At 72.6% G+C, this 19,613-nt stretch carries 11 protein-coding genes and 2 pseudogenes; 8 read left to right on the forward strand and 5 right to left on the reverse strand.

All coding sequences use genetic code 11. From position 1 onward, the window contains the following. Positions 1 to 98: 98 nt before the first annotated feature. Positions 99 to 1,457 (forward strand): hypothetical protein, encoded by a 1,359-nt coding sequence (locus ACWCP0_RS03085; protein ID WP_451077114.1) that lies wholly within the window; start codon positions 99 to 101, stop codon positions 1,455 to 1,457. Positions 1,458 to 2,076: 619 nt separating this feature from the next. Here ACWCP0_RS03085 and ACWCP0_RS03090 read toward each other — a convergent pair. Continuing rightward, positions 2,077 to 3,639, reverse strand: coding sequence for a Na+/H+ antiporter (locus tag ACWCP0_RS03090; protein ID WP_451077115.1), 1,563 nt, complete (start codon positions 3,637 to 3,639; stop codon positions 2,077 to 2,079). Between the two features lie 229 nt (positions 3,640 to 3,868). Between ACWCP0_RS03090 and kdpF the strand changes: the two genes are divergently transcribed. The 6 genes and pseudogenes from kdpF (at position 3,869) to ACWCP0_RS03120 (ending at position 12,694) form a co-directional block, all read left to right on the forward strand. Next, positions 3,869 to 3,958: a K(+)-transporting ATPase subunit F gene (kdpF, locus tag ACWCP0_RS03095; protein ID WP_351222293.1), complete on the forward strand. Its 90-nt coding sequence runs from the start codon at positions 3,869 to 3,871 to the stop codon at positions 3,956 to 3,958. Continuing rightward, the gene (locus tag ACWCP0_RS03100) at positions 3,955 to 6,546 is read left to right on the forward strand and encodes an ATP-binding protein (protein WP_451077374.1); all 2,592 of its coding nucleotides are present in this window, start codon (positions 3,955 to 3,957) and stop codon (positions 6,544 to 6,546) included. Before kdpF ends, ACWCP0_RS03100 begins: the two co-directional genes overlap by 4 nt. A 109-nt stretch (positions 6,547 to 6,655) precedes the next feature. Further along, a pseudogene (locus ACWCP0_RS03105) lies at positions 6,656 to 6,940 on the forward strand (NAD-binding protein); the annotation flags it as partial. Positions 6,941 to 7,248: 308 nt separating this feature from the next. Further along, the gene (locus ACWCP0_RS03110; RefSeq protein WP_451077116.1) at positions 7,249 to 9,792 is read left to right on the forward strand and encodes an ATP-binding protein; all 2,544 of its coding nucleotides are present in this window, start codon (positions 7,249 to 7,251) and stop codon (positions 9,790 to 9,792) included. A gap of 316 nt (positions 9,793 to 10,108) precedes the next feature. After that, on the forward strand, positions 10,109 to 11,173 hold the full coding sequence (gene rsgA / locus ACWCP0_RS03115) for a ribosome small subunit-dependent GTPase A (RefSeq protein WP_451077375.1): 1,065 nt from the start codon (positions 10,109 to 10,111) through the stop codon (positions 11,171 to 11,173). 186 nt (positions 11,174 to 11,359) lie between these two features. Beyond that, positions 11,360 to 12,694, forward strand: coding sequence for a DNA-3-methyladenine glycosylase 2 family protein (locus ACWCP0_RS03120; RefSeq protein ID WP_451077117.1), 1,335 nt, complete (start codon positions 11,360 to 11,362; stop codon positions 12,692 to 12,694). 20 nt (positions 12,695 to 12,714) lie between these two features. Here ACWCP0_RS03120 and ACWCP0_RS03125 read toward each other — a convergent pair whose 3' ends face one another. From ACWCP0_RS03125 to ACWCP0_RS03140, 4 genes and pseudogenes are all read right to left on the reverse strand, one after another. Continuing rightward, entirely contained in the window at positions 12,715 to 13,092 is a 378-nt protein-coding gene (locus tag ACWCP0_RS03125) for a PPOX class F420-dependent oxidoreductase (RefSeq protein ID WP_451077118.1), read from the reverse strand. Then, positions 13,089 to 13,893: pseudogene (locus ACWCP0_RS03130) on the reverse strand (glycosyl hydrolase family 95 catalytic domain-containing protein); the annotation flags it as partial. The gene ACWCP0_RS03125 and the pseudogene ACWCP0_RS03130, both read right to left, overlap by 4 nt. A gap of 95 nt (positions 13,894 to 13,988) precedes the next feature. Beyond that, positions 13,989 to 14,471 carry a DUF456 domain-containing protein gene (locus tag ACWCP0_RS03135; RefSeq protein ID WP_451077119.1) on the reverse strand — a complete coding sequence of 161 codons (483 nt, stop codon included), beginning with the start codon at positions 14,469 to 14,471 and terminating at the stop codon, positions 13,989 to 13,991. A gap of 73 nt (positions 14,472 to 14,544) precedes the next feature. Then, on the reverse strand, positions 14,545 to 15,540 hold the full coding sequence (locus tag ACWCP0_RS03140; protein WP_451077120.1) for a helix-turn-helix domain-containing protein: 996 nt from the start codon (positions 15,538 to 15,540) through the stop codon (positions 14,545 to 14,547). Between the two features lie 198 nt (positions 15,541 to 15,738). On the opposite strand from ACWCP0_RS03140, the gene ACWCP0_RS03145 reads away from it, so the two are divergent. After that, entirely contained in the window at positions 15,739 to 19,482 is a 3,744-nt protein-coding gene (locus ACWCP0_RS03145; RefSeq protein WP_451077121.1) for a S8 family peptidase, read from the forward strand. Positions 19,483 to 19,613 lie beyond the last annotated feature (131 nt).

Raw genomic sequence — 19,613 nt, forward strand, 5'->3', positions numbered from 1 at the left:
GTCCGCGACCGGGACGGCCCTCGGTCCCCGTCGTCACGCGGGCCCGAGCCCTCGCGGACACGTTACGCCGACGCTATTGGGCCACCCTGCCCGCCCGGTTGCGCCTGCTGCGCACCGCGACCCTCCTCATGGCCGTCGCCTGCGGTGTGCTGCTCCTCGTCACCGGGCTCGCCGCCTCGCGGACCTGGGACCGGGTGGCCGACCGGCACGCTCCGCAGACCGTGAGCGCCGCCGATCTCAACCTCGCACTCAACGACATGGACGCCCAGGCCGCCAACATCCTGCTCGCAGGAGGCGACGCGGGCGAGGGCCGGCTGACCGTCCCGTACGAGAAGGCCACCACCCTCTACACCGAGGCGCGGGGCACCATCAGCCACGAACTGCGCACGCTCGCCGTCGCCGCCGAGGGCGATCCGAAGGCGCAACGCACCGTGGAGACGCTCACCGCCGACTTCGCCCGCTACCAGGAGCTGCTGGGCCGGGCACTCGAGAACGCGAGCCGGTCCGGTGGCGCGGCGGACGCCCTCATCGACTACCGGGCCGCCACCGATCTGCTCTCAGACCGGCTTCTGCCCGAGGCGCGCCGGCTCGTCGAGGCCAACAATGCGGCATTCGAAGCGACTTACGCCTCCGAGCGCTCCGACCTCGCCGGCCGGACGGCCGTGCTGCTCGGGCTGGGCCTTGCGCTGCTCGCGGTCCTCGTACTGCTCCAGTGGTACGTGGGCCGGCGCTTCCACCGCGTCCTCAACCCGGCCCTGCTGGCCGCCACCGTCTGCGCGCTCACCGCCCTCGTCCTCGGTCTCCAATTCGTCACCGCATCCGGCGAGCAGCTGCGGGTCGCCCGCCGCGACGCCTTCGACTCCGTCGTCGCCCTGTCCCGCGCCCGCGCGATCGCCTACGACGCGAACGCCGACGAGAGCCGCTATCTGCTCGATCCCGCCCGCCGTGACTCCTACGAGCAGAGATTCCTCGCCAAGTCGCAGCAGCTGTACGGCATCGAGGGTGCGGAGCTCGCCACGTACGACAGGAAACTCGACGAGACCTGGGCGCGCTACCGGGCCGACCACGAGGACCGGGTCTTCGCGGGCGAGTTCCGCCGGGAGCTGGACAACATCACCTTCGCCGGGGAGCGGGAGGCCGCGGAGGAGACGGTCGAACGGTACGCCGTCTATCAGCGAGACGACCGCACGATCAGGTCCCTGGTGGTTCAGGGCAAGGAGCGGGAGGCCGTCGAGTTCTGCATCAGCTGGGAGCCGGGGATGTCGAACGCGCACTTCGGCGAGTGGATGGCTGCGCTCGACCGGGTGACCGGGATCAACCGGGCGGCGTTCGCGAACGCGGTCCGGGACGGCAGGAGCGCGGTGGCCTGGCTTCTGCCGGCGGCCGGCGCGGCCCTGCTCGCCGCGGCGGCACTGACGGCACTGGGCCTGCGCCCGCGGCTCGCCGAGTTCCGCTGAGAGCGCGCCTGCGGTGCGCTCCGCCGCGCGAGGGGCGAGCCCGGTGCGGTCCGGTGGGCCCGGGTGTCCGGCCTTGAGCGCCGGACGGGGTTGATCCTGCCCTGCATCGTGCGGTGGGGCGGGGCGTCTGTCCTCGAGTGTCGGGCAGGCAGGAACTGGGCCTGGCGGCAGTGGGGTGGGCTCGGGTGTCCGGCCTTGAGCGCCGGACGGGTTTGGTGGTGTGGCCGGTGCGGTCCGGTGGGCCGGGGCGTCTGTCCTTGAGCGCCGGACGGGGTTGATCCTGCCCTGCATCGTGCGGTGGGCGGGGCGTCTGTCCTCGAGCGTCGGGCAGGCAGGAACTGGGCCTGGCGGCAGTGGGGTGGGCCGAGCGGCCGTGCTCAAGCGCCGGACGGGCTTGATCGTGACCACGTCCGGGCGGGCTCCAAGGGAGTCAACGCCCCGCGCCCGCCAGGGCGGAGGGAGAAGGGACCGGGGCGGAGCCCCGAGAACGAGCTTCGCCGGGGAGGGCCTTACGCCCGCCGGGGCGTGAGGGGCCCGGGCGGAGTCCCCGTGGGGGGCTGGGGGCGAAGCCCACAGTTCGGGAAGGGGCGGGGTGGGGAAAAGTCCCCCGGCACGCCACCTACGCGTCGGCGAGCCGCGCCTCCTCCAGGTCCAGCGAGCGCTGGAGACGTCTGCGGGTCGTGTCGCTTATGAGGTGGTCGTCGTACAGCCGCTGCAGTTCGTCCGCCTCGACGAGAATCAGATCGCGGCGCAGTTGCCGGTACACATGGTCCGCCGACTCCGCGGGATCCGCGTCGCCGAGCCGGTCCTTCGCGTGTTCCAGGCGCGCCTGGAAGCTCCGGCGCAGCCGGTCGAGGACCACGTCCGGGACGGCTTCGAGCTCGGAGAGCTCGTCCAGCCGCCGCAGCCCCGCGCCCGCCAGGCTGCACCGGGCCTCGGCCTCCTCCCGCTCGGTGTGGTCGGGTTCGAGGGCGATGCCGGAGCGGCGCACTACGGGTGCCAGGGTGAAGCCCTGGGCGATGAGCGTGACCACCACGACCGACGTGGCGAGCACGAGCACCAGCGGGCGCTGGGTGAGGACCGTGCCGTCCCCCGTGACGACGGGGATGGAGAGCGCGGCCGCGAGCGGCACCACGCCGCGGGTCCCGGCCCAGGTGAGCACGACGGGCACCCGCCAGGACGTCCGGGGCGCGCCACCCCTGCGCTGGACGAGCGCGGACAGCGGGAACAGCCACAGCATCCGCACCGCGACGAGCGTGGCGGCGACGGCGAGGGCGTGCAGCGGCCACATGCCGTACTCATCGGGCAGCTCGCGGATCAGCGTCGGCAGGGCGAGACCGATGAGGCCGAAGACGACGCTCTCCAGCAGAAAGACCACCGTGCCGTAGACGGCGTGGAGCTGGAGCCGTATCCGGGCGTTGGTGAGCCGGTCGCCGCGCCCGCCCAGCAGCACTCCGGCGACGACGACGGAGGTGACGCCTGATGTGTGCGCCGACTCGGCCAGTACGTACGCGGCGTAGGGCGTCACCAGCGCGATCACCGTCTCGAGCACCGGGTCCTCGGTGCGCCGCCGCAGCGCCCCCACCACCAGCGCCACCCCGGCGCCGATGACCGTGCCGCCGCCCGCCAGTACCGCGAACTCGCCGCCCGCAGACCCCCAGGAGACGGCCGACGACGCCACCGCCACACCCACCGCGACCCGGAACAGCACCAGCGACGTCGCATCGTTGAACAGGCTCTCCGCCTGCACCAGCACCTGGACCCGCGGCGGCAGCGCCAGCCGCCGCCCCAGCGCGGTGACCGCCACCGGATCCGTGCTGGCCAGCACCGCGCCGAGCACGAACGCCATCTGCCACGACAGCGGGGTGAGGCTGGACGCCACCGCGCCGACCGCGGCCGCGGACGCCAGCACCAGACCGACCGCCAGCACACCGACCGGCTTCCACACCGCCCGCAGCTCCCGCCACGACAGCTCCTCGGCGCTCGCGTACAGCAGCGGCGGAAGCACCACGAGGCCGATGGCCTCCGGGCTCACCCGGACCTCGGGGACACCCGGTATCAGGGCGACGGCCAGACCGGCGACGACGAGCAGCGAGGGTGCGGGGATGCGCCAGCGGCGGGCACCGGTCGCCACGGCGGTCGCGAGCACGACAAGGACCAGGACTGTTCCGACGCTGCGCATGCCGCCCCCAGGGATTCGGACAGGGGCCATGCGGTCCCCCACCGCCGACCAGACTTCCCGGCACGCCGGTCTCACCCTATCCGTATGGGAGTCGTCAAGACAGCGTCAGCATTGACGCGGTCGGCGCCAGAGAGCCGTCAAGGTGACTGTGCGCCGCGGTCGGGGAGCGATTCGCTGTACCCCGATCCGATACTCCAAGAAACATGCGGACACGAGGAGTTGGTCGCCCATGGGCGTGGAGAACGTCGTCGGACTCATCGTTGCCGTCTGCCTCGTCGGCTACCTGGTAGCCGCCCTGATCCGCCCGGAGAAGTTCTGAAGCTCGACGAACCGCCGGGCACCGCGCCCGCGGCAACGCCCGGCACCGCGCAGGCGACCCCTCCGAAGACGCCCCGCCCGGGAAGCCTCAAGGTCTTCCTCGGTGCCGCCCCCGGCGTCGGCAAGACGTACCGGATGCTCGACGAGGGCCGGCGCAGGGCCGCGCGCGGCACCGACGTGGTCGTCGGCTACGCCGAGTGCCACGCCCGCGCTCACACCGAGGCCATGCTCGACGGCCTGGAGGTCCTGGACCGGGCCCGATGCGAGTACCGGGGCAGCACCTATCCCGAGCTCGACCTGGACGGCGTGCTCCGCCGCCGCCCCGAGGTCGTCCTCATCGACGAACTCGCCCACTCCAACGTCCCCGGCTGCCGCAACGCCAAGCGCTGGCAGGACGTGGAGGAGTTGCTGGCCGCCGGCATCGACGTCGTCGCCACCGTCAACGTCCAGCACCTCGAGTCACTCAACGACGTCGTCGAGAAGATCACCAGGGTCCCGCAGCACGAGACGGTCCCCGACGACGTCGTGCGCCGCGCCGACCAGATCGAGCTCGTGGACATGCCCCCCGAGGCGCTGCGCCGCAGGATGGCCCACGGCAACATCTACCCGCCCGAGAAGATCGACGCCGCGCTGGCCAACTACTTCCGGGCGGGCAATCTCACCGCGCTGCGCGAACTCGCGCTGATGTGGGTGGCCGACCGGGTCGACGAGGCGCTCCAGAAGTACCGCTCGGAGCACGGCATCGGCCGTGTGTGGGAGACCCGCGAGCGGGTCGTCGTCGCGCTGACCGGCGGGCCGGAGGGCGACACGCTGATCCGCCGGGCCGCCCGGATCGCCGCCCGCTCGGCCCGGGGCGGCGCGCTGCTCGCCGTCCACGTCGCCCGCAGCGACGGACTGGCCGGAGGCTCCTCGCACTCCGCGCTCGCCCGGCAGCGGCGTCTCGTCGAGAGTCTCGGCGGCAGCTACCACTCGGTCGTGGGGGACGACGTGTCCACCGCACTGGTGGAGTTCGCCCGTGCCGAGAACGCGACCCAGCTCGTGCTCGGCTCCAGCAGGCGCCGCCGTCTCGAACGCTTCCTCACCGGACGCGGCATCGGTGAGACGACCGTCGCCCTCTCCGACGGCATCGACGTCCACATGGTCACGCACGAGCGGGCCGGACAGGGCCGGCTCCTGCCCTCCCGGCGGCGTACGCTGCCCACCTCGCGGCTGGTCGCCGGTCCCGTGGCGGGCCTGGTCCTGCCCGTCCTCCTCACCCTCGTGCTCCACCAGTTCCGCGGCAGTCTCAACCTCACCAGCGAGACGCTGCTGTACCTGATGACCGTGGTCGGCGTGGCCTGCATCGGCGGGGTCGTCTCCGCCCTGATCGCCGCACTGACCGCATCGCTGCTGCTCAACTACTGGTTCATACCGCCGATCGGCGAGTTCTCGTTCAGCGATCCGGACAACATGCTCGCGCTCGCCGTGTTCGCGGTCGTCGCAGTCACGGTGGCCGGGATCGTCGACCGGTCCCTGCGACTGTCGCGGCGCGCGGCCCGGGCCACCGCCGAGGCGGAGACCCTGTCCTCGCTCGCCGGGTCCATCGTCCGCGGCGACCAGGCCATCCCCGCGCTGCTGACCCGCACCCAGGAGACCTTCGGGATGGACTCCGCCGAGCTCGTCGAGCAGAAGGTCGACGACCCCGCGGCGACCCAGGTCCCCGTCGGCCCCGGCCTCCACCTCCTGCTGCGCGGCCGCGCCCTGCCGTCGTCCGAGCGCCGGGTGCTCGCCGCCTTCGCCGCCCACGTCGCCGCGGCCGTCGAACGGGCCAGGCTCGCCGAGGCCGCGGCCGAGGTCGAACCGGTCAGGGCCGCCGACCGCATGCGCACCGCGCTGCTCGCGGCGGTGAGCCACGACCTGCGCACCCCGCTCGCCGCTGGTTGGGCCGCCGTAGGCTCGCTGCGCAGCCCGGACGTGCGGTTCTCGGAGGAGGAGCAGGACGAACTGCTGGCCACCGCCGACGAGTCCATGGCCCGGCTCAGCCGTCTGATCGACAACCTTCTGGACATGAGCAGGCTCCAGGCCGGTGCGCTCAGCCTCGACCTGCGTGCGACGGCCCTGGAGGAGGTGCTGCCCGCGGCCCTGGACTCGCTGCCTCCGGATGCGGCGCCGCCCGTGGTGCGGGACCTGGAGGAGATCCCCCCCGTGTTCGCCGACCCGCCGCTGCTCGAGCGGGTGATCGCCAACCTCGTCACCAACGCCGCCCGCTACACCCCGCCCGACCATCCGGTGCTGATCACCGCGAGCGCCCTCGCCGGCCAGGTCGAACTGCGCGTCGTCGACCGCGGCCCCGGGCTCCCGCCCACCGACCGGGAGCGGATCTTCGAACCGTTCCAGCGGCTGGGGGACACCGACAACACCACCGGCATCGGCCTCGGCCTGGCCCTCGCCCGCGGCCTGGCCGAGGCCATGAACGGCACGCTCACGCCGGAGGACACTCCGGGAGGCGGCCTGACGATGGTCCTGGCCCTGCCCTTCGCCGACACCGTCACCGAAGGCGCCGGCGAAGCCGGTGGTGCCGGTGCGGCAGGCGTCCGTACGGAACCCTGACGGCGAACTCGCGGACGCGACGGAACCCGTCGCCCCCCGATGGGCAGTCTTGACCGATGTGAACTCAACCATCCGTCTCTGCCCGTCAGTTGGGCAGCGCTCGCAGCACATGGTGATCTGCGGGGACGACGGCCTCGCGCACCGGCTCGCCGTCGAACTCGACGCCGTGTGCGGCGAGGCCGTCACCGTCGTCCTCCCGTCGCGCCGCGACGAGCACGGCGCCGAGATCGCCTCCCTGCACCGCGATCCGCACTCCCCGATCGAGCTGCTGGTCGCCGCGCGACCGGACGAGCAGACCCTGTGGGCCGCCGGCGTCGAGCGGGCGGCGGCCCTCGCGCTCACGTACGGGGACGACCGGACGAACATGACCGCGGCACTGTTCGCGCGCAGAGTGCTGCGCGCCGGTGACCAGGTGGTGCTCACGACCACGAGGCGCGGACCGGACTTCCTGATGACCGGGGTCCAGCCGCATCCGGCGGGCCGTGGACCCCTGTGACGCCTCGGGCACGGCGCAGGCGCATACAGAACGCGTCAAGAAGTACCCCTGATCCGTATGGAATGTGTCAAGGGAATCCGGGTCGTGACAGAAGAGCGGTTTCCTCTTGAGGGCCCGTTTGCCGGTCCGTGTGACAGCAGGTCGGGAGCGCGGGCAGCGCAGCGACGTCCCGACGACCTCGACCGAACGCCATCTGCTGGAGACACATGGGACGCGGCAAACTGCGGATCTACCTGGGCGCGGCACCGGGCGTCGGCAAGACGTACTCGATGCTTTCCGAGGGACACCGCAGGGTTGAACGGGGCACCGACTGTGTCGTGGCTTTCGTGGAGCACCACGACCGGCCGCGGACCGAGGTCATGCTGCACGGCCTGGAGCAGATCCCGCGCCGGACCATGGAGTACCGCGGCACCACCTTCACGGAGATGGACGTCGACGCGGTGCTTCGGCGCCGTCCCGCCGTCGCCCTCGTGGACGAGCTGCCGCACACGAACGTGCCCGGTTCGCGCAACGCCAAGCGCTGGCAGGACGTCGAGGAGCTCCTCGCGGCCGGCATCGACGTCGTCTCGACCGTCAACATCCAGCACCTGGAGTCGCTCGGCGATGTCGTCGAGTCGATAACGGGCGTACGGCAGCGGGAGACCGTCCCCGACGAGGTCGTGCGCCGTGCCGACCAGATCGAACTGGTCGACATGTCCCCGCAGGCGCTGCGCCGCCGCATGGCGCACGGCAACATCTACAAGCCGGACAAGGTCGACGCGGCCCTGTCCAACTACTTCCGGCCCGGGAACCTCACCGCTCTGCGCGAGCTGGCCCTGCTCTGGGTCGCCGACCGCGTCGACGAGTATCTGCAGGAGTACAGGACCGAACACCGGGTCTCCAAGATCTGGGGCTCCCGCGAGCGCATCGTCGTCGGACTCACCGGCGGCCCCGAGGGGCGCACCCTCCTGCGCCGTGCCGCCCGGCTCGCGGAGAAGGGCGCCGGTGGCGAGGTGCTCGCCGTCTACATCGCCCGCAGCGACGGCCTGACGTCCGCGTCCCCGAAGGAGCTGGCGGTCCAGCGCACCCTGGTCGAGGATCTCGGCGGGACCTTCCACCACGTCATCGGCGACGATGTGCCCACGGCGCTGCTGGACTTCGCGCGGGGCGTCAACGCCACCCAGATCGTGCTCGGAGTGAGCCGGCGGCGCACCTGGCAGTACGCCTTCGGGCCCGGCGTCAGCGCGACCGTCGCCCGTGAGTCGGGGCCCGACCTCGACGTCCACATCGTCACCCACGACGAGGCGGGCCGCGGACGCGGTCGGCCCCTGGCACAGCGGGGCGCCCGGCTCGGCCGCTCCCGGATCCTCTGGGGCTGGTTGGTCGGCATCGTGGGGCCCGCCGTGCTGACCCTGCTGCTGGAGGTCGGTCCCGACCTGGGGCTGGCCAACGACGTCCTGCTGTTCCTGTCGCTGACCGTGGCCGCGGCGCTGCTCGGCGGGCTCATCCCCGCTCTGGCGTCCGCCGGGTTCGGATCCCTGCTGCTGAACTACTACTTCACGCCACCGATCCATCGGCTGACGATCGCCGACCCGAGGAACCTCGTCGCTCTCGTCATCTTCGTGGGTGTGGCGATCTCGGTCGCCTGGGTCGTCGACATCGCGGCCCGGCGGACCCACCAGGCCGCTCGGCTGCGCGCCGAGTCGGAGATCCTGTCGTTCCTGGCCGGCAATGTGCTGCGCGGCGAGACGAGCCTGGAAGCGCTGTTGGAGCGGGTGCGCGAGACGTTCGCGATGGAGTGCGTGGCTCTGCTGGAGCGTGCGAGCGACGTCGATCCCTGGGTGTGCGCGGGCAGCGTGGGCCGGAATCCGGTCGACCGTCCCGAGGACGCCGATGTCGACATGCCCGTCGGCGACCACTTGGCGCTGGCGCTGACCGGGCGGGTGCTGCCCGCCGAGGACCGCCGCGTGCTCGGCGCCTTCGCCGCCCAGGCCGCCGTCGTCCTCGACCGCCGGCGCCTCGTCGGCGAGGCCGAGGAGGCCCGCAAGCTCGCCGAGGGCAACAAGATCCGTACGTCCCTGCTCGCGGCCGTCAGCCACGATCTGCGCACCCCGCTCGCGGCCATCAAGGCCGCCGTGAGCTCGCTCCGCTCCGACGACGTCGAGTGGTCCGAGGAGGATCAGGCCGAGCTCCTCGAGGGCATCGAGGCGGGCGCGGACCGGCTCGACAACCTGGTCGGCAATCTGCTCGACATGTCCCGTCTGGACACCGGCACGGTCATCCCGGTGATCCGCGAGACCGACCTCGACGAGGTCGTCCCCATGGCCCTCGTCGGGGTAGCGGAGGGCAGTGTCGTCCTGGACATCCCCGAGACGCTGCCGATGGTCGCCGTCGACCGCGGGCTGCTGGAGCGGGCCGTCGCCAACGTCGTCGAGAACGCCGTCAAGTACACCCCGGACGGGGAGCGGGTCCTCGTGGCGGCGAGCGCGATCGCGGACCGTGTCGAGGTACGGGTCGTGGACCGCGGCAGCGGCGTCCCGGACGAGGCGAAGGAGCGGATCTTCGCCGCCTTCCAGCGGTACGGGGACGCCCCGCGCGGCTCCGGCGTCGGGCTCGGCCTCGCTGTGGCCCGCGGTTTCGCGGAGGCGATGGGCGGGACGTTGAGCGCGGAGGACACGCCGGGCGGGGGAATGACGATGGTGCTCACCCTGCCGCTCGCGGAAGGGCAGCAGCCGTCGGGGCCCGAACTCCCGGCGACCGTGACGTCCTGACGCCTCGACGGCCTGCGGCCGACGTCCCGGATATTCGCTGGCGCGCCCGGGAGGGGCGTGACTAGGGTGTGTCCCGTTGCCGTTCGAGAAGAACCGGAGGTGAGGACATTGACGACCGTCGTCGCGCTGGGCGCTGCCCAGAACCAGAAGATCCTCGATTTCATCTCCGTGGTCTCCGGCTGACCTTCCTCGTCACTTCACACGCCCACGACCGCGCGCGTGTGCCGGGGCCACCCTTGTGAAGGGTTACCCCTTGTCCTCCTCCCTCTCTTCCTCTTCTTTCGCTTCTCTCTCCTCCTCGTCCGCGTCGCACCCGCTGTCCCCGTACGGCTGGGACGAGGGAATCGCCGCCGAGTTCGCTCCGTACACCGACCAGGGACTGGTGCCCGGACGGGTCGTACGCGTCGACCGCGGGCAGTGCGACGTCGTCACCGCGGACGGGATCGTCCGGGCCGACACCGCGTTCGTGACCCCGCACGACCCGATGCGGGTGATCTGCACCGGGGACTGGGCAGCCGTGGACGCGGACGGCAGCCCGCGCTATGTGCGCACGTATCTGCCGCGGCGTACGGCCTTCGTCCGCTCCACGTCGTCCGAGCGGTCCGAGGGGCAGATCCTCGCCGCCAACGTCGACCACGCGATCATCGCGGTCCCGCTCGCCGTCGAGCTCGACCTCGGGCGGATCGAGCGCTTCCTTGCACTGGCCTGGGAGAGCGGCGCGCAGCCCGTCGTCGTGCTGACCAAGGTCGACCTCGTGCCGGACGCGACCGGGAGGTCGTACCTGGTGCAGGACGTGGAGACCGTGGCGCCCGGGGTGCCGGTGCTGTCGGTGAGCTCGCTGACCGGCGAGGGCATGGACGTGCTCGCCGCGATCGTCGCCGGCGGCACGAGCGTGCTGCTCGGGGTGTCCGGTGCAGGAAAGTCCACGCTGGCGAACGCGCTGCTCGGCGACGACGTCATGGAGGTGCAGGCCACCCGTGACGCCGACGGCAAGGGCCGCCACACGACCACCACCCGCAACCTGCTCGCCCTCCCCGGCGGCGGGGTCCTCATCGACACGCCCGGACTGCGCGGCGTCGGTCTCTGGGACGCGGCCACCGGGGTCGGCCAGGTCTTCTCGGAGATCGAGGAACTGGCGGAGAACTGCCGCTTCCACGACTGCGCCCACGAGTCGGAGCCGGGCTGCGCCGTCCGCGCCGCGATCGAGGACGGCACCCTGCCGGAGCGTCGCCTGGACAGCTACCGCAAGCTCCTCCGCGAGAACCAGCGCATCGTCGCCAAGACCGACGCCCGCCTGCGGGCGGGCATGCGGCGCGACTGGAAGCTGAAGCACGCGGAGGGACGCGCGGCGATGCAGGCCAAACGGGGCCAGGTGCGCTGACGTCCGGGGTGCGGGCGGCCCCGGGCCCCTGCCCGGTACCGGTGGTGTGAGCGTCCGGTACCGGCCGGTGGGCCCGGGTGTCCGTCCTCGATCGCCGGTCGGGCGTGCTGTGTTTCACTCGCGAGGTAGCGTGGTGTCCGAAAACCGCCGGAAAGTGGGCCGTGCGCCACCGACACTGGACGGGTGATGGACGAGGACACCCGGTACGAAGCCGTGAGCAGCCGCGACGCCCGTTTCGACGGCGAGTTCTTCTTCGCTGTCGAGACGACCGGCATCTACTGCCGCCCGAGCTGCCCGGCAGTCACGCCCAAGCGCAGGAACGTGCGGTTCTTCCCCACCGCAGCGGCCGCCCACGGCCACGGCTTCCGGGCCTGCCGCCGCTGCCGCCCGGACGCCGTGCCCGGGTCGGCCGAGTGGAACGTACGGGCCGATGTCGTGGGCCGCGCGATGCGCATGATCGCGGACGGGGTCGTCGACCGCGAAGGCGTGCCCGGGCTCGCCGGGCGGCTCGGGTACAGCGCGCGGCAACTGCAGCGGCAGCTCAACGGCGAGCTCGGCGCGGGGCCCGTCGCACTCGCCCGCGCCCAGCGCGCGCACACCGCGCGCACGCTGCTCCAGACGACCGGACTGCCGGTGACGGAGATCGCGTTCGCGTCCGGCTTCGCGAGCGTACGGCAGTTCAACGACACGATCCGGCAGATCTACGCCCGCACGCCGACCGAACTCCGCGCCGAGTTGCGTGCCCGGCAGGCCGCGAACGCCGCCGGCATTCCGCTGCGCCTCGCCCACCGCGGCGCCTACGCCGCCCGCGAGGTCTTCGACCTGCTCTCCCGCGAAGCCGTCGAGCGGATCGAGGAGGTCGTCGGCGGACCCGGCGCCCGCACCTACCGCCGCACACTGCGGCTTCCGTACGGCGCGGGCATCGTCGCCGTCGACGAACGCTCGGACGGCCCCTGGCTGGAGGCCAGGATCCAGCTGACCGATCTGCGCGACCTGACCACCGCCGTCCAGCGGCTGCGCCGGCTCTTCGACCTCGACGCCGATCCGTACGCCGTCGCGGAACGACTGTCCGCCGACCCCGGGCTCGCCCCGCTCGTCGCCGCCCGCCCCGGTCTGCGCTCACCCGGCTCCGCCGAGCCCGAGGAGTTCGCGGTGCGGGCCGTCGTCGACCGCGAGGAGGCCGCGCGGCTCGTCGAGACGTACGGAAAGGTCCTGGACCAGCCCTGCGGCGGGCTCACCCATCTCTTCCCCGAACCCGCCGCTCTCACCGGCCACCCGGTCGCAGGACCGCTCGCGACCGCCCTGGCCGACGGCCGCGTACGCCTGGACCCGGGCGCCGACCGCGACGAGGCCGAGCGCGCCCTGGTCGCCCTGCCCGGCATGTCACCGCGCGCCGCCGCGCTGATCCGGATGCGGGCGCTCGGCGACCCGGACGTCGCCCCCGACGGCGGGCCCCACGACGAGTCCTGGCGGCCGTGGCGTTCGTACGCCGTCCGGTGTCTGGAGACTGCCGACCGCTAGGGGCGGCGCTGGGGAGTGGCCTAGGGGGAGGGCTCCTCCAGGCCCCAGCTGTGGATCTTCTCCGGGTGGATCCGGATCACCTCCTCACTGAAGTGCGGCCCCAGTTCGTGAGGCCCCGTCAGCAGTTCCGCCTCGCCGCGGATGTCGACCCCGCGCACCCGCCACGGCCGTGTGCTCACGATGTCGTCCACGACGAGCGCGACCTTCGGGTTCGCCTGCAGATTGCGCCACTTCTTCGTCTTCCCCATGGCCAGTCCGCCGACGAGGATCGTGCCGTCGTCCTGGGGGAAGAAGCCGACCGGGTTGGCCTGCGGCTGCCCCTGGGCATCCACGGTCGCCATCCGCCCCAGCCGCTGGGTCCTGAGATACGCGCGCTCGGCCTCGCTGAATTCGGTCATGCGGTCAGCATCGCCCGCCCCGATCGGCCGCGCATCGGCTCATCGGCCTGGTCCGCGGGACCTACGTCCGCCGCCGGACAGCCGGGAAGCCCCCACGGCGCCGCCGGCTCGTTCGGGCGTGACCGGTCGTACCGCCAGGTCCGGACGGTCGCCGCGGGCGGTGATGAGCGCCGAGTCGCCGCGGTCCAGCGGGATCCGTACGGTCCCGTCGCCCAGGTCCTCGTACCGGAGCGGCCGCCCCCGCCCGTCGCGTACGTCCACCGCACCCGCGATCCCATGGCGTACCCCACAGGGCGCGCCCGGCTCGGTCACGAGGCGCACCCATCGCGTGGCGCCCGCCTCCCGTACCGCGCTCAGCAGGAACGCGCCCTGCGTGCGGAAGTCATGGACCGCCACGTCCCGCCACACCGCGGGGATCGCCGGGAAGACGCGGACGGTGCCGCCCCAGGACTGGCAGACCATGTCGTGCAGCGACTGCGCGGCGGAGAGCGGGGTCTCGATGACCGGGCCCGACTCCTCGTACATCGTGTCGGCCTGGATGAAGCGGCGCATCAGCTCGCCCAGATGGGCGAGCGTGTCATCCCCCTTGCCCAGCAGCGCCGACATCGACGCGGCGCCCGTGAACGTGTAGCCCTGCAGGGCGCCTTCGAAGCTCACCCAGTGGTCGAGCGAGGTCTCGATCAGGGCCCGCTCCTCGGGTGTGCGGCCGGTGATCTCGTACAGCGGGTAGACCGCGAGGAGATGGGAGTAGTGCTGGTGGGACTTGGCGAAGGGGACCCCGGCGCCGATCATGTAGCCGTGGGCCAACACCGCGGTCCGCGGCCCGCATTCGGCCGAACGGTGGAGGGCGAAACCCGTCCCGGGCCCTGGCCCGGCCCCTGTCCCGGGCCGCTTCCTCAGCCCCCGGCCACCGCCCCCACCCACGCACCCACGACCAGCAGACATCCGAGCAGCTCCACCAGGACGCTCGTCCCCGCAGCCCGCATCACCGTGCGCGTCGACGTCACCGCCTCGCCGTGCCCGCCGAGCCGCAGCCGCTCGCTGACGTACACCCCGCCGACGAAGCCCACCACCGTGCCGACGACCGGCAGCAGTACGAAGCCGGCCAGCGCCCCCAGGCCCGCGAAGAGCGCCATCCGGGGGGTGATGCCCGCGCCGCGCATCCGGCGCGGCCCCAGCTGCCACACGACGACCTGGTCGACGAGCAGCAGCGCGGTGGCGCCGACCAGGATCCACCACGCCAGGTTGGTCTGCGCATGCAGCGACCACCACAGCACGCCGGACCAGACGAGCCAGGTGCCCGGAACGCCCGGAACCAGCACCCCGACCAGGCCGAGCAGCATCACCATGCCGACCAGGAAGAGCTGCCACGCACTCATCTGCCAAGGGTGCAGGACCGGGATCGGCTCCGCAGGTCGCGGCGCCGTTCCGGGCCGGCGGACCGGCCGCCGGCTAGTTGTCGGCAGGGTTCCTGGCCACCCAGCCCTTCTCGTACGCATGCCACCCCAGCTGCAGCCGCGTCGTCACCCCGGTCAGCTCCATCAGCCCCTTCACCCGACGCTGTACGGTCCGCAGCCCCAGCTCCAGCTGCTTGGCGACGCTCGCGTCCGTCATCCCCGCCAGCAGCAGTGACAGGACCTCCAGATCAGTGGCGTCCGGGCCCGTCACCGCTTCCTCCGTCAGCTGTGCGCCCGTACCCAGCCGCAGCGGCAGCGCGTCACGCCACACCGCCTCGAACAGGCCCATCAGCGACTCCAGCAGCCCGCTCGCGTGCACCACCAGCGCCGAGGGCTCCGAACCGCGGCCGGTGAGCGGCACCATCGCCAGCGCCCGGTCGGCGACGACGAGTTTGGTCGGCACCCGGTCCACGACCCGGACCTGCTCGTCACGGCCGAGCGACGCCGATACCTCGGTGAGCCCGGAGGGCAGCGCCAGCACCTCGCGCTCGATGACGATGCGGTACGCGACGCCGCGCTGTGCGGCCTGCTCCTCCGCCTCGTTGTCCGTGCCCGACATCACCACCGGCTTGCCGGTCACGAGCGCGCACACCTCGTCGGTCGCACCCAGCTGAAGCTGCAGAAAACGGTGCGCCACCGCGCTCGCGCCCGTCACCACCTCGACCAGGTCGTGCACGGCGGGCTCCGTGGCCTCCGCCCGGTACTCCTCCGCGAGCAGCGCCGCCGCCAGCTCCGCCTGGTCCAGCTCGTGGCGCTGCTGGGTGAGCAGCGCGCCCAGCGCGACCGCGGGCGGCGCCGCCACCCAGCGGCCCGCGCGGGCCGAGGACTGCGCGGCCAGCCCGTGACGTTCCAGCCGCCGCAGCGCGCGCTCGGTGTCCGTCTCGGGCAGCGCGAGCCGATGCGCCAGATCGGTGACCTCCGCTGCGCCGAGCGCCACCAGCGCCCGGTACGCCGACTCCTGCCGCGCGTCGAGACCTATCGCTCCCAGCACCTACGACCCCTCCCCGGACCTGTGCGTTTCCCATCCGACGGACATGATCGTGGCGGAAACCGGCCGCGGCGTAAACCCGCCGCCCACATCATCCCTGCACCACCCGCCCCTCTGCCAATGTGGCGCCACCGCAGCACCAACAGCTCCCGGACATGGGTCCTTTGGTGTCCCGTGTCCGGAAATCAACTGGGGAGAGCGATGCGTCCGATATCGCGCACGGCCCTGGGCGCGGCGACCGCCGCCGTCCTGGCCGTCACCGCGGTCGCGCCGTCCGTGGCCGCCAGGCCACAGGACGGCCCGGCAGGCAGCAGACCGCTGACCGGAAGTCAGGCCGCCCGGGCGGCCGGGGGAGAGGCCGTCACGGTCACCCTCGTCACCGGCGACCGCGTGCTGGTGCGCGGTGCGGGCACCGCGAGTCCAGCGGCGGCCGCGCTGCCCCGCGAGGACGGGACCGTACCGCTGCTCCAGACCCGCCAGTCGGGCAAGGACCTGTACGTCTACCCCGAAGGCGCGACCGGTGCGCTCGCCGCGGGCCGGGTCGACCGGGAGCTGTTCAACGTCACCGGGCTGATCCGCCAGGGCTACGACGACGCGCACAGCGAGACCCTGCCGCTCATCGCCGTGTACGGCAACGATGTCGCGCGTTCCGCCCCCGCCACCCCGCGCGGCGCCGAGCGCTCGCTCGTGCTCCCGGCCGTCGACGGCGTCGCGCTCAAGGCGGACAAGAAGCAGACCGCCGGTTTCTGGGCCGACGTCACGAGCCCCCGCTCGCGCGCCGCCGCCGGTCTCGAGAAGCTCTGGCTCGACCGCAAGGTCCGGGCCACGCTCGACCGTTCGACCAAGCAGGTCCACGCCCCCGAGGCCTGGGCCGCCGGATACGACGGCAAGGGCACCAAGGTCGCCGTCCTCGACACCGGCGTCGACACCGAACACCCGGACCTGAAGGGCCGGGTCGTCGCCTCCGAGAACTTCACCGACTCCCCGGACGCGGGCGACCGCCACGGCCACGGCACCCACACCATCTCCACCGTCGGCGGCTCCGGCGCGGCGAGCGACGGCAGGAGGAAGGGCGCCGCCCCCGGCGCCGAGCTCCTCAACGGCAAGGTGCTGAACGACTACGGCGACGGCGCCGCCTCCTGGATCATCGCCGGTATGCAGTGGGCCGTCGACCAGCAGGCCGACGTCGTCTCGATGAGCCTCGGCAGCTCCGTACCGACCGACTGCACCGACCCGATGAGCGTCGCCGCCGAGGAACTCTCGCAGGGCAAGGGCACCTTGTTCGTGGTCGCCGCGGGCAACTCCGGCCCCACGCTCAACACCGTGTCCTCGCCCGGCTGTGCGCCGAGCGTCCTGACCGTCGGCGCAGTCGACCGCGACGATTCGACCGCGTACTTCTCCAGCCGCGGCCCGGCGATCGGCTCGCACACCCTCAAGCCCGAGATCGCCGCTCCCGGAGTCGCCATCTCGGCCGCGGCCGCCGGCGGCCGCGGCGTGTACGCGTACCGGTCCATGTCCGGTACGTCGATGGCCACCCCGCATGTCGCGGGCGCCGCCGCGATCCTCAAGCAGCGCCGTCCCGAGTGGACGGCTCAGCAGATCAAGGCCGCGCTCGTCTCCTCGGCGGACTCCGGGATCCCCGGTGACGTGCGCGAGGCAGGCGCCGGCCGCCTCGACGTCAAGGCCGCCGTCGACACCGCGGTCACCGGCGCCCCCGCCGTCCAGGGCGGCACCTTCAACTGGCCGCAGGACAGCAGCGACCGCACCACCGTCACGCTGCCCTACACCAACCACGGCGACAAGGCGGTGAAGCTGGACCTCGCCGTCGAGAAGGTCACCGGAAACGACGGCTCACGCATCCGCTCCTCCGTCGCCCGCCTCGGACAGCGTTCCGTGACCGTCCCTGCCGGCGCCACCGCAGAAGTCCCGCTGACGCTCGACCCGTCCGCGGACCTGGCGCGCAGCCAGTACGGCGACGTCACCGGCCGGGTTCTCGCCACCGCGCGCGGTGTCACCGTCTCCACGCCGTTCTCGCTGTACGCCGAGCCGGAGACCGTCACCCTGCGCGTCAAGCTCGTCGACCGCTCCGGACAGCCCGCCCGCGGCCAGTCCTCGGTCGACGTCATCGGCACGGACACCGCCACCGGCGAGCGCCGCTTCAACGACGGTGCGTCCGACCAGCTCTACCGGCTGCGCCCCGGCTCCTACTTCCTCTCCTCCTTCGTCACCGGGCAGAACTCCGTGGCCTATCTGGGCCGCCCGCAGCTGGAGCTGACGAAGGACACGACGGTCGTCCTGGACGCCCGCAAGGCCCACCGCCTCCGCGTCGAGACCGACAGACCGGGCGAGAACCGCGCCGGTACGCTCGCCTTCGCCCGCTCCTGGGACGACGCCTGGCTGCACGCGGGCACGCTCACCGGTGGCCGGGACATCCAGCAGTACTACGCCTCCGTCGACGGTCACGCCCGCGAAGGCGACTTCGAGTTCGGCAGCTATTGGCGCCGCTACGCCCCCCAGATCACCGAACTCGCCGTCGCCGGCGGCCCCGTGCTGCACCCGCTGACCTCCGGCGTGGGCTCGGCCAACCTCGACGGCACCGGCTCCGCGCAGCTCGTCGATGCCGGTTCGGGCACGGCGGCGGAACTCGCCGCGGCCGGGGCCAAGGGCCGCGTCGTACTGGTCCGCGTCGCCGACGACACCGCATCGGTCGGCCGGCAGGCCCAGGCGGCCAAGGCCGCGGGCGCCGTCGCCCTGATCGCCCACCGCGCCGCCCCCGGCGCCTGGTACCCGTCCGCCGGCTTCCTCGGCGCCCCGCTGCCCGCACTCTCCGTGCCCTCCGACGAAGCCGCCGGTCTGCTCACGCGGCTCGCCCGAGGACCGGTCACCCTGCGCTGGAAGGCCACCGCGACGAGCCCGTACGTCTACAACCTCGCCTTCCCCGAGGACGGCCCGGTCACCTCGGACCGCACCTACCGGGTCCGCGACGGTAAGCTCGCAGCGACCCGGGCGACGTACCGGGCGATGGGCGTCGCGGCCGACTACCTCGACAGCGTCTCGGCGGTCCGCCCGGACACCGGCCAGCGGATCTATCTCGGCGGGCTCGTCGACATCGTCGCCGCGCCCGGCAAGCGCACCGAGTACCACTCGCCCGGGGACACGACCTACTCCGGAACGGTCTCCAGCAGCTTCCCCTGGGGCGAGTTCATGCTCGGCGCTCCCCGCGTCCACAAGAGCGGCGAGCGGCGCAGCGAGTCCTGGTACGGAGGCGTCGTCGCCCCGACCGCCCCGCGTGACGCGTCGGGTGAGCCGGTGCTCGCCGCCGAGCGGCAGGGCAATCTGATCGGGGTCGCGACCGCCTTCTGGGGCGACAGCGAGCACGACGGCGCGGCCGGCTCCTTCGGCGACATCGGCAACATGACGCTCAAGCGGAACGGCGAGGAGATCGGCAGCTCCGCCTACCCGTTCGGGGTCTTCGATGTCCCGGCGGACGACGCCGCTTACGAACTCACCCTGAACACGCTGAAGGTCGGGTCACCCGCCAGGGTCTGGCAGCGCTCGACGCAGCTGTCCACGGTGTGGACGTTCCGCTCCGCGCTCGACGAAAGCGCGTACTCTCAAGGCATCCCGCTCCTCTTCCCGGTGATCGGCCTTCCCGAGGACGGGCTCAAGACCCTCCCGGCGGCCGACGGCCAGAAGCTCACACTCGGGGTGTCGGGGCACGCGGGGTACACCCCGGGTGCGCTGGTCTCGGCCGAGGTGTCGTACTCGTACGACGGCGGCACGACGTGGACCGAGGCCAGAACCACGCAGCAGGGCGGCGACTGGACCGTGACCGTCGACCACGCCGGCAGGAGCAGTCAACCGGTCACCCTCAAGGCCGAGTTGACCGACGCCAACGGCAACTCCGTCACCCAGACCGTGGAGCGCGCGTACGACGTGCGCTGACCACCCATACGTCCGCCGGGCGTCCTTCCCGTGGGGGGTTGGGCCGCCCGGCGGACTTCTTCGTGCATCCGTTCGCCGACAAAATCTCCCGTTGACCCGTTTTCGGCCGCGCTCTGCGGTGGACAATAAGG

Source organism: Streptomyces sp. NPDC001970 (genome assembly GCF_053594115.1).

Bases quoted from the DNA above. Each gene is read 5' to 3' on its own strand.
- ACWCP0_RS03090 (WP_451077115.1), bottom strand. From the start codon at position 3,639: ATGCGCAGCGTCGGAACAGTCCTGGTCCTTGTCGTGCTCGCGACCGCC.
- kdpF (WP_351222293.1), top strand. From the start codon at position 3,869: ATGGGCGTGGAGAACGTCGTCGGACTCATCGTTGCCGTCTGCCTCGTC.
- ACWCP0_RS03110 (WP_451077116.1), top strand. From the start codon at position 7,249: ATGGGACGCGGCAAACTGCGGATCTACCTGGGCGCGGCACCGGGCGTC.
- ACWCP0_RS03120 (WP_451077117.1), top strand. From the start codon at position 11,360: ATGGACGAGGACACCCGGTACGAAGCCGTGAGCAGCCGCGACGCCCGT.
- ACWCP0_RS03125 (WP_451077118.1), bottom strand. From the start codon at position 13,092: ATGACCGAATTCAGCGAGGCCGAGCGCGCGTATCTCAGGACCCAGCGG.
- ACWCP0_RS03135 (WP_451077119.1), bottom strand. From the start codon at position 14,471: ATGAGTGCGTGGCAGCTCTTCCTGGTCGGCATGGTGATGCTGCTCGGC.
- ACWCP0_RS03145 (WP_451077121.1), top strand. From the start codon at position 15,739: ATGCGTCCGATATCGCGCACGGCCCTGGGCGCGGCGACCGCCGCCGTC.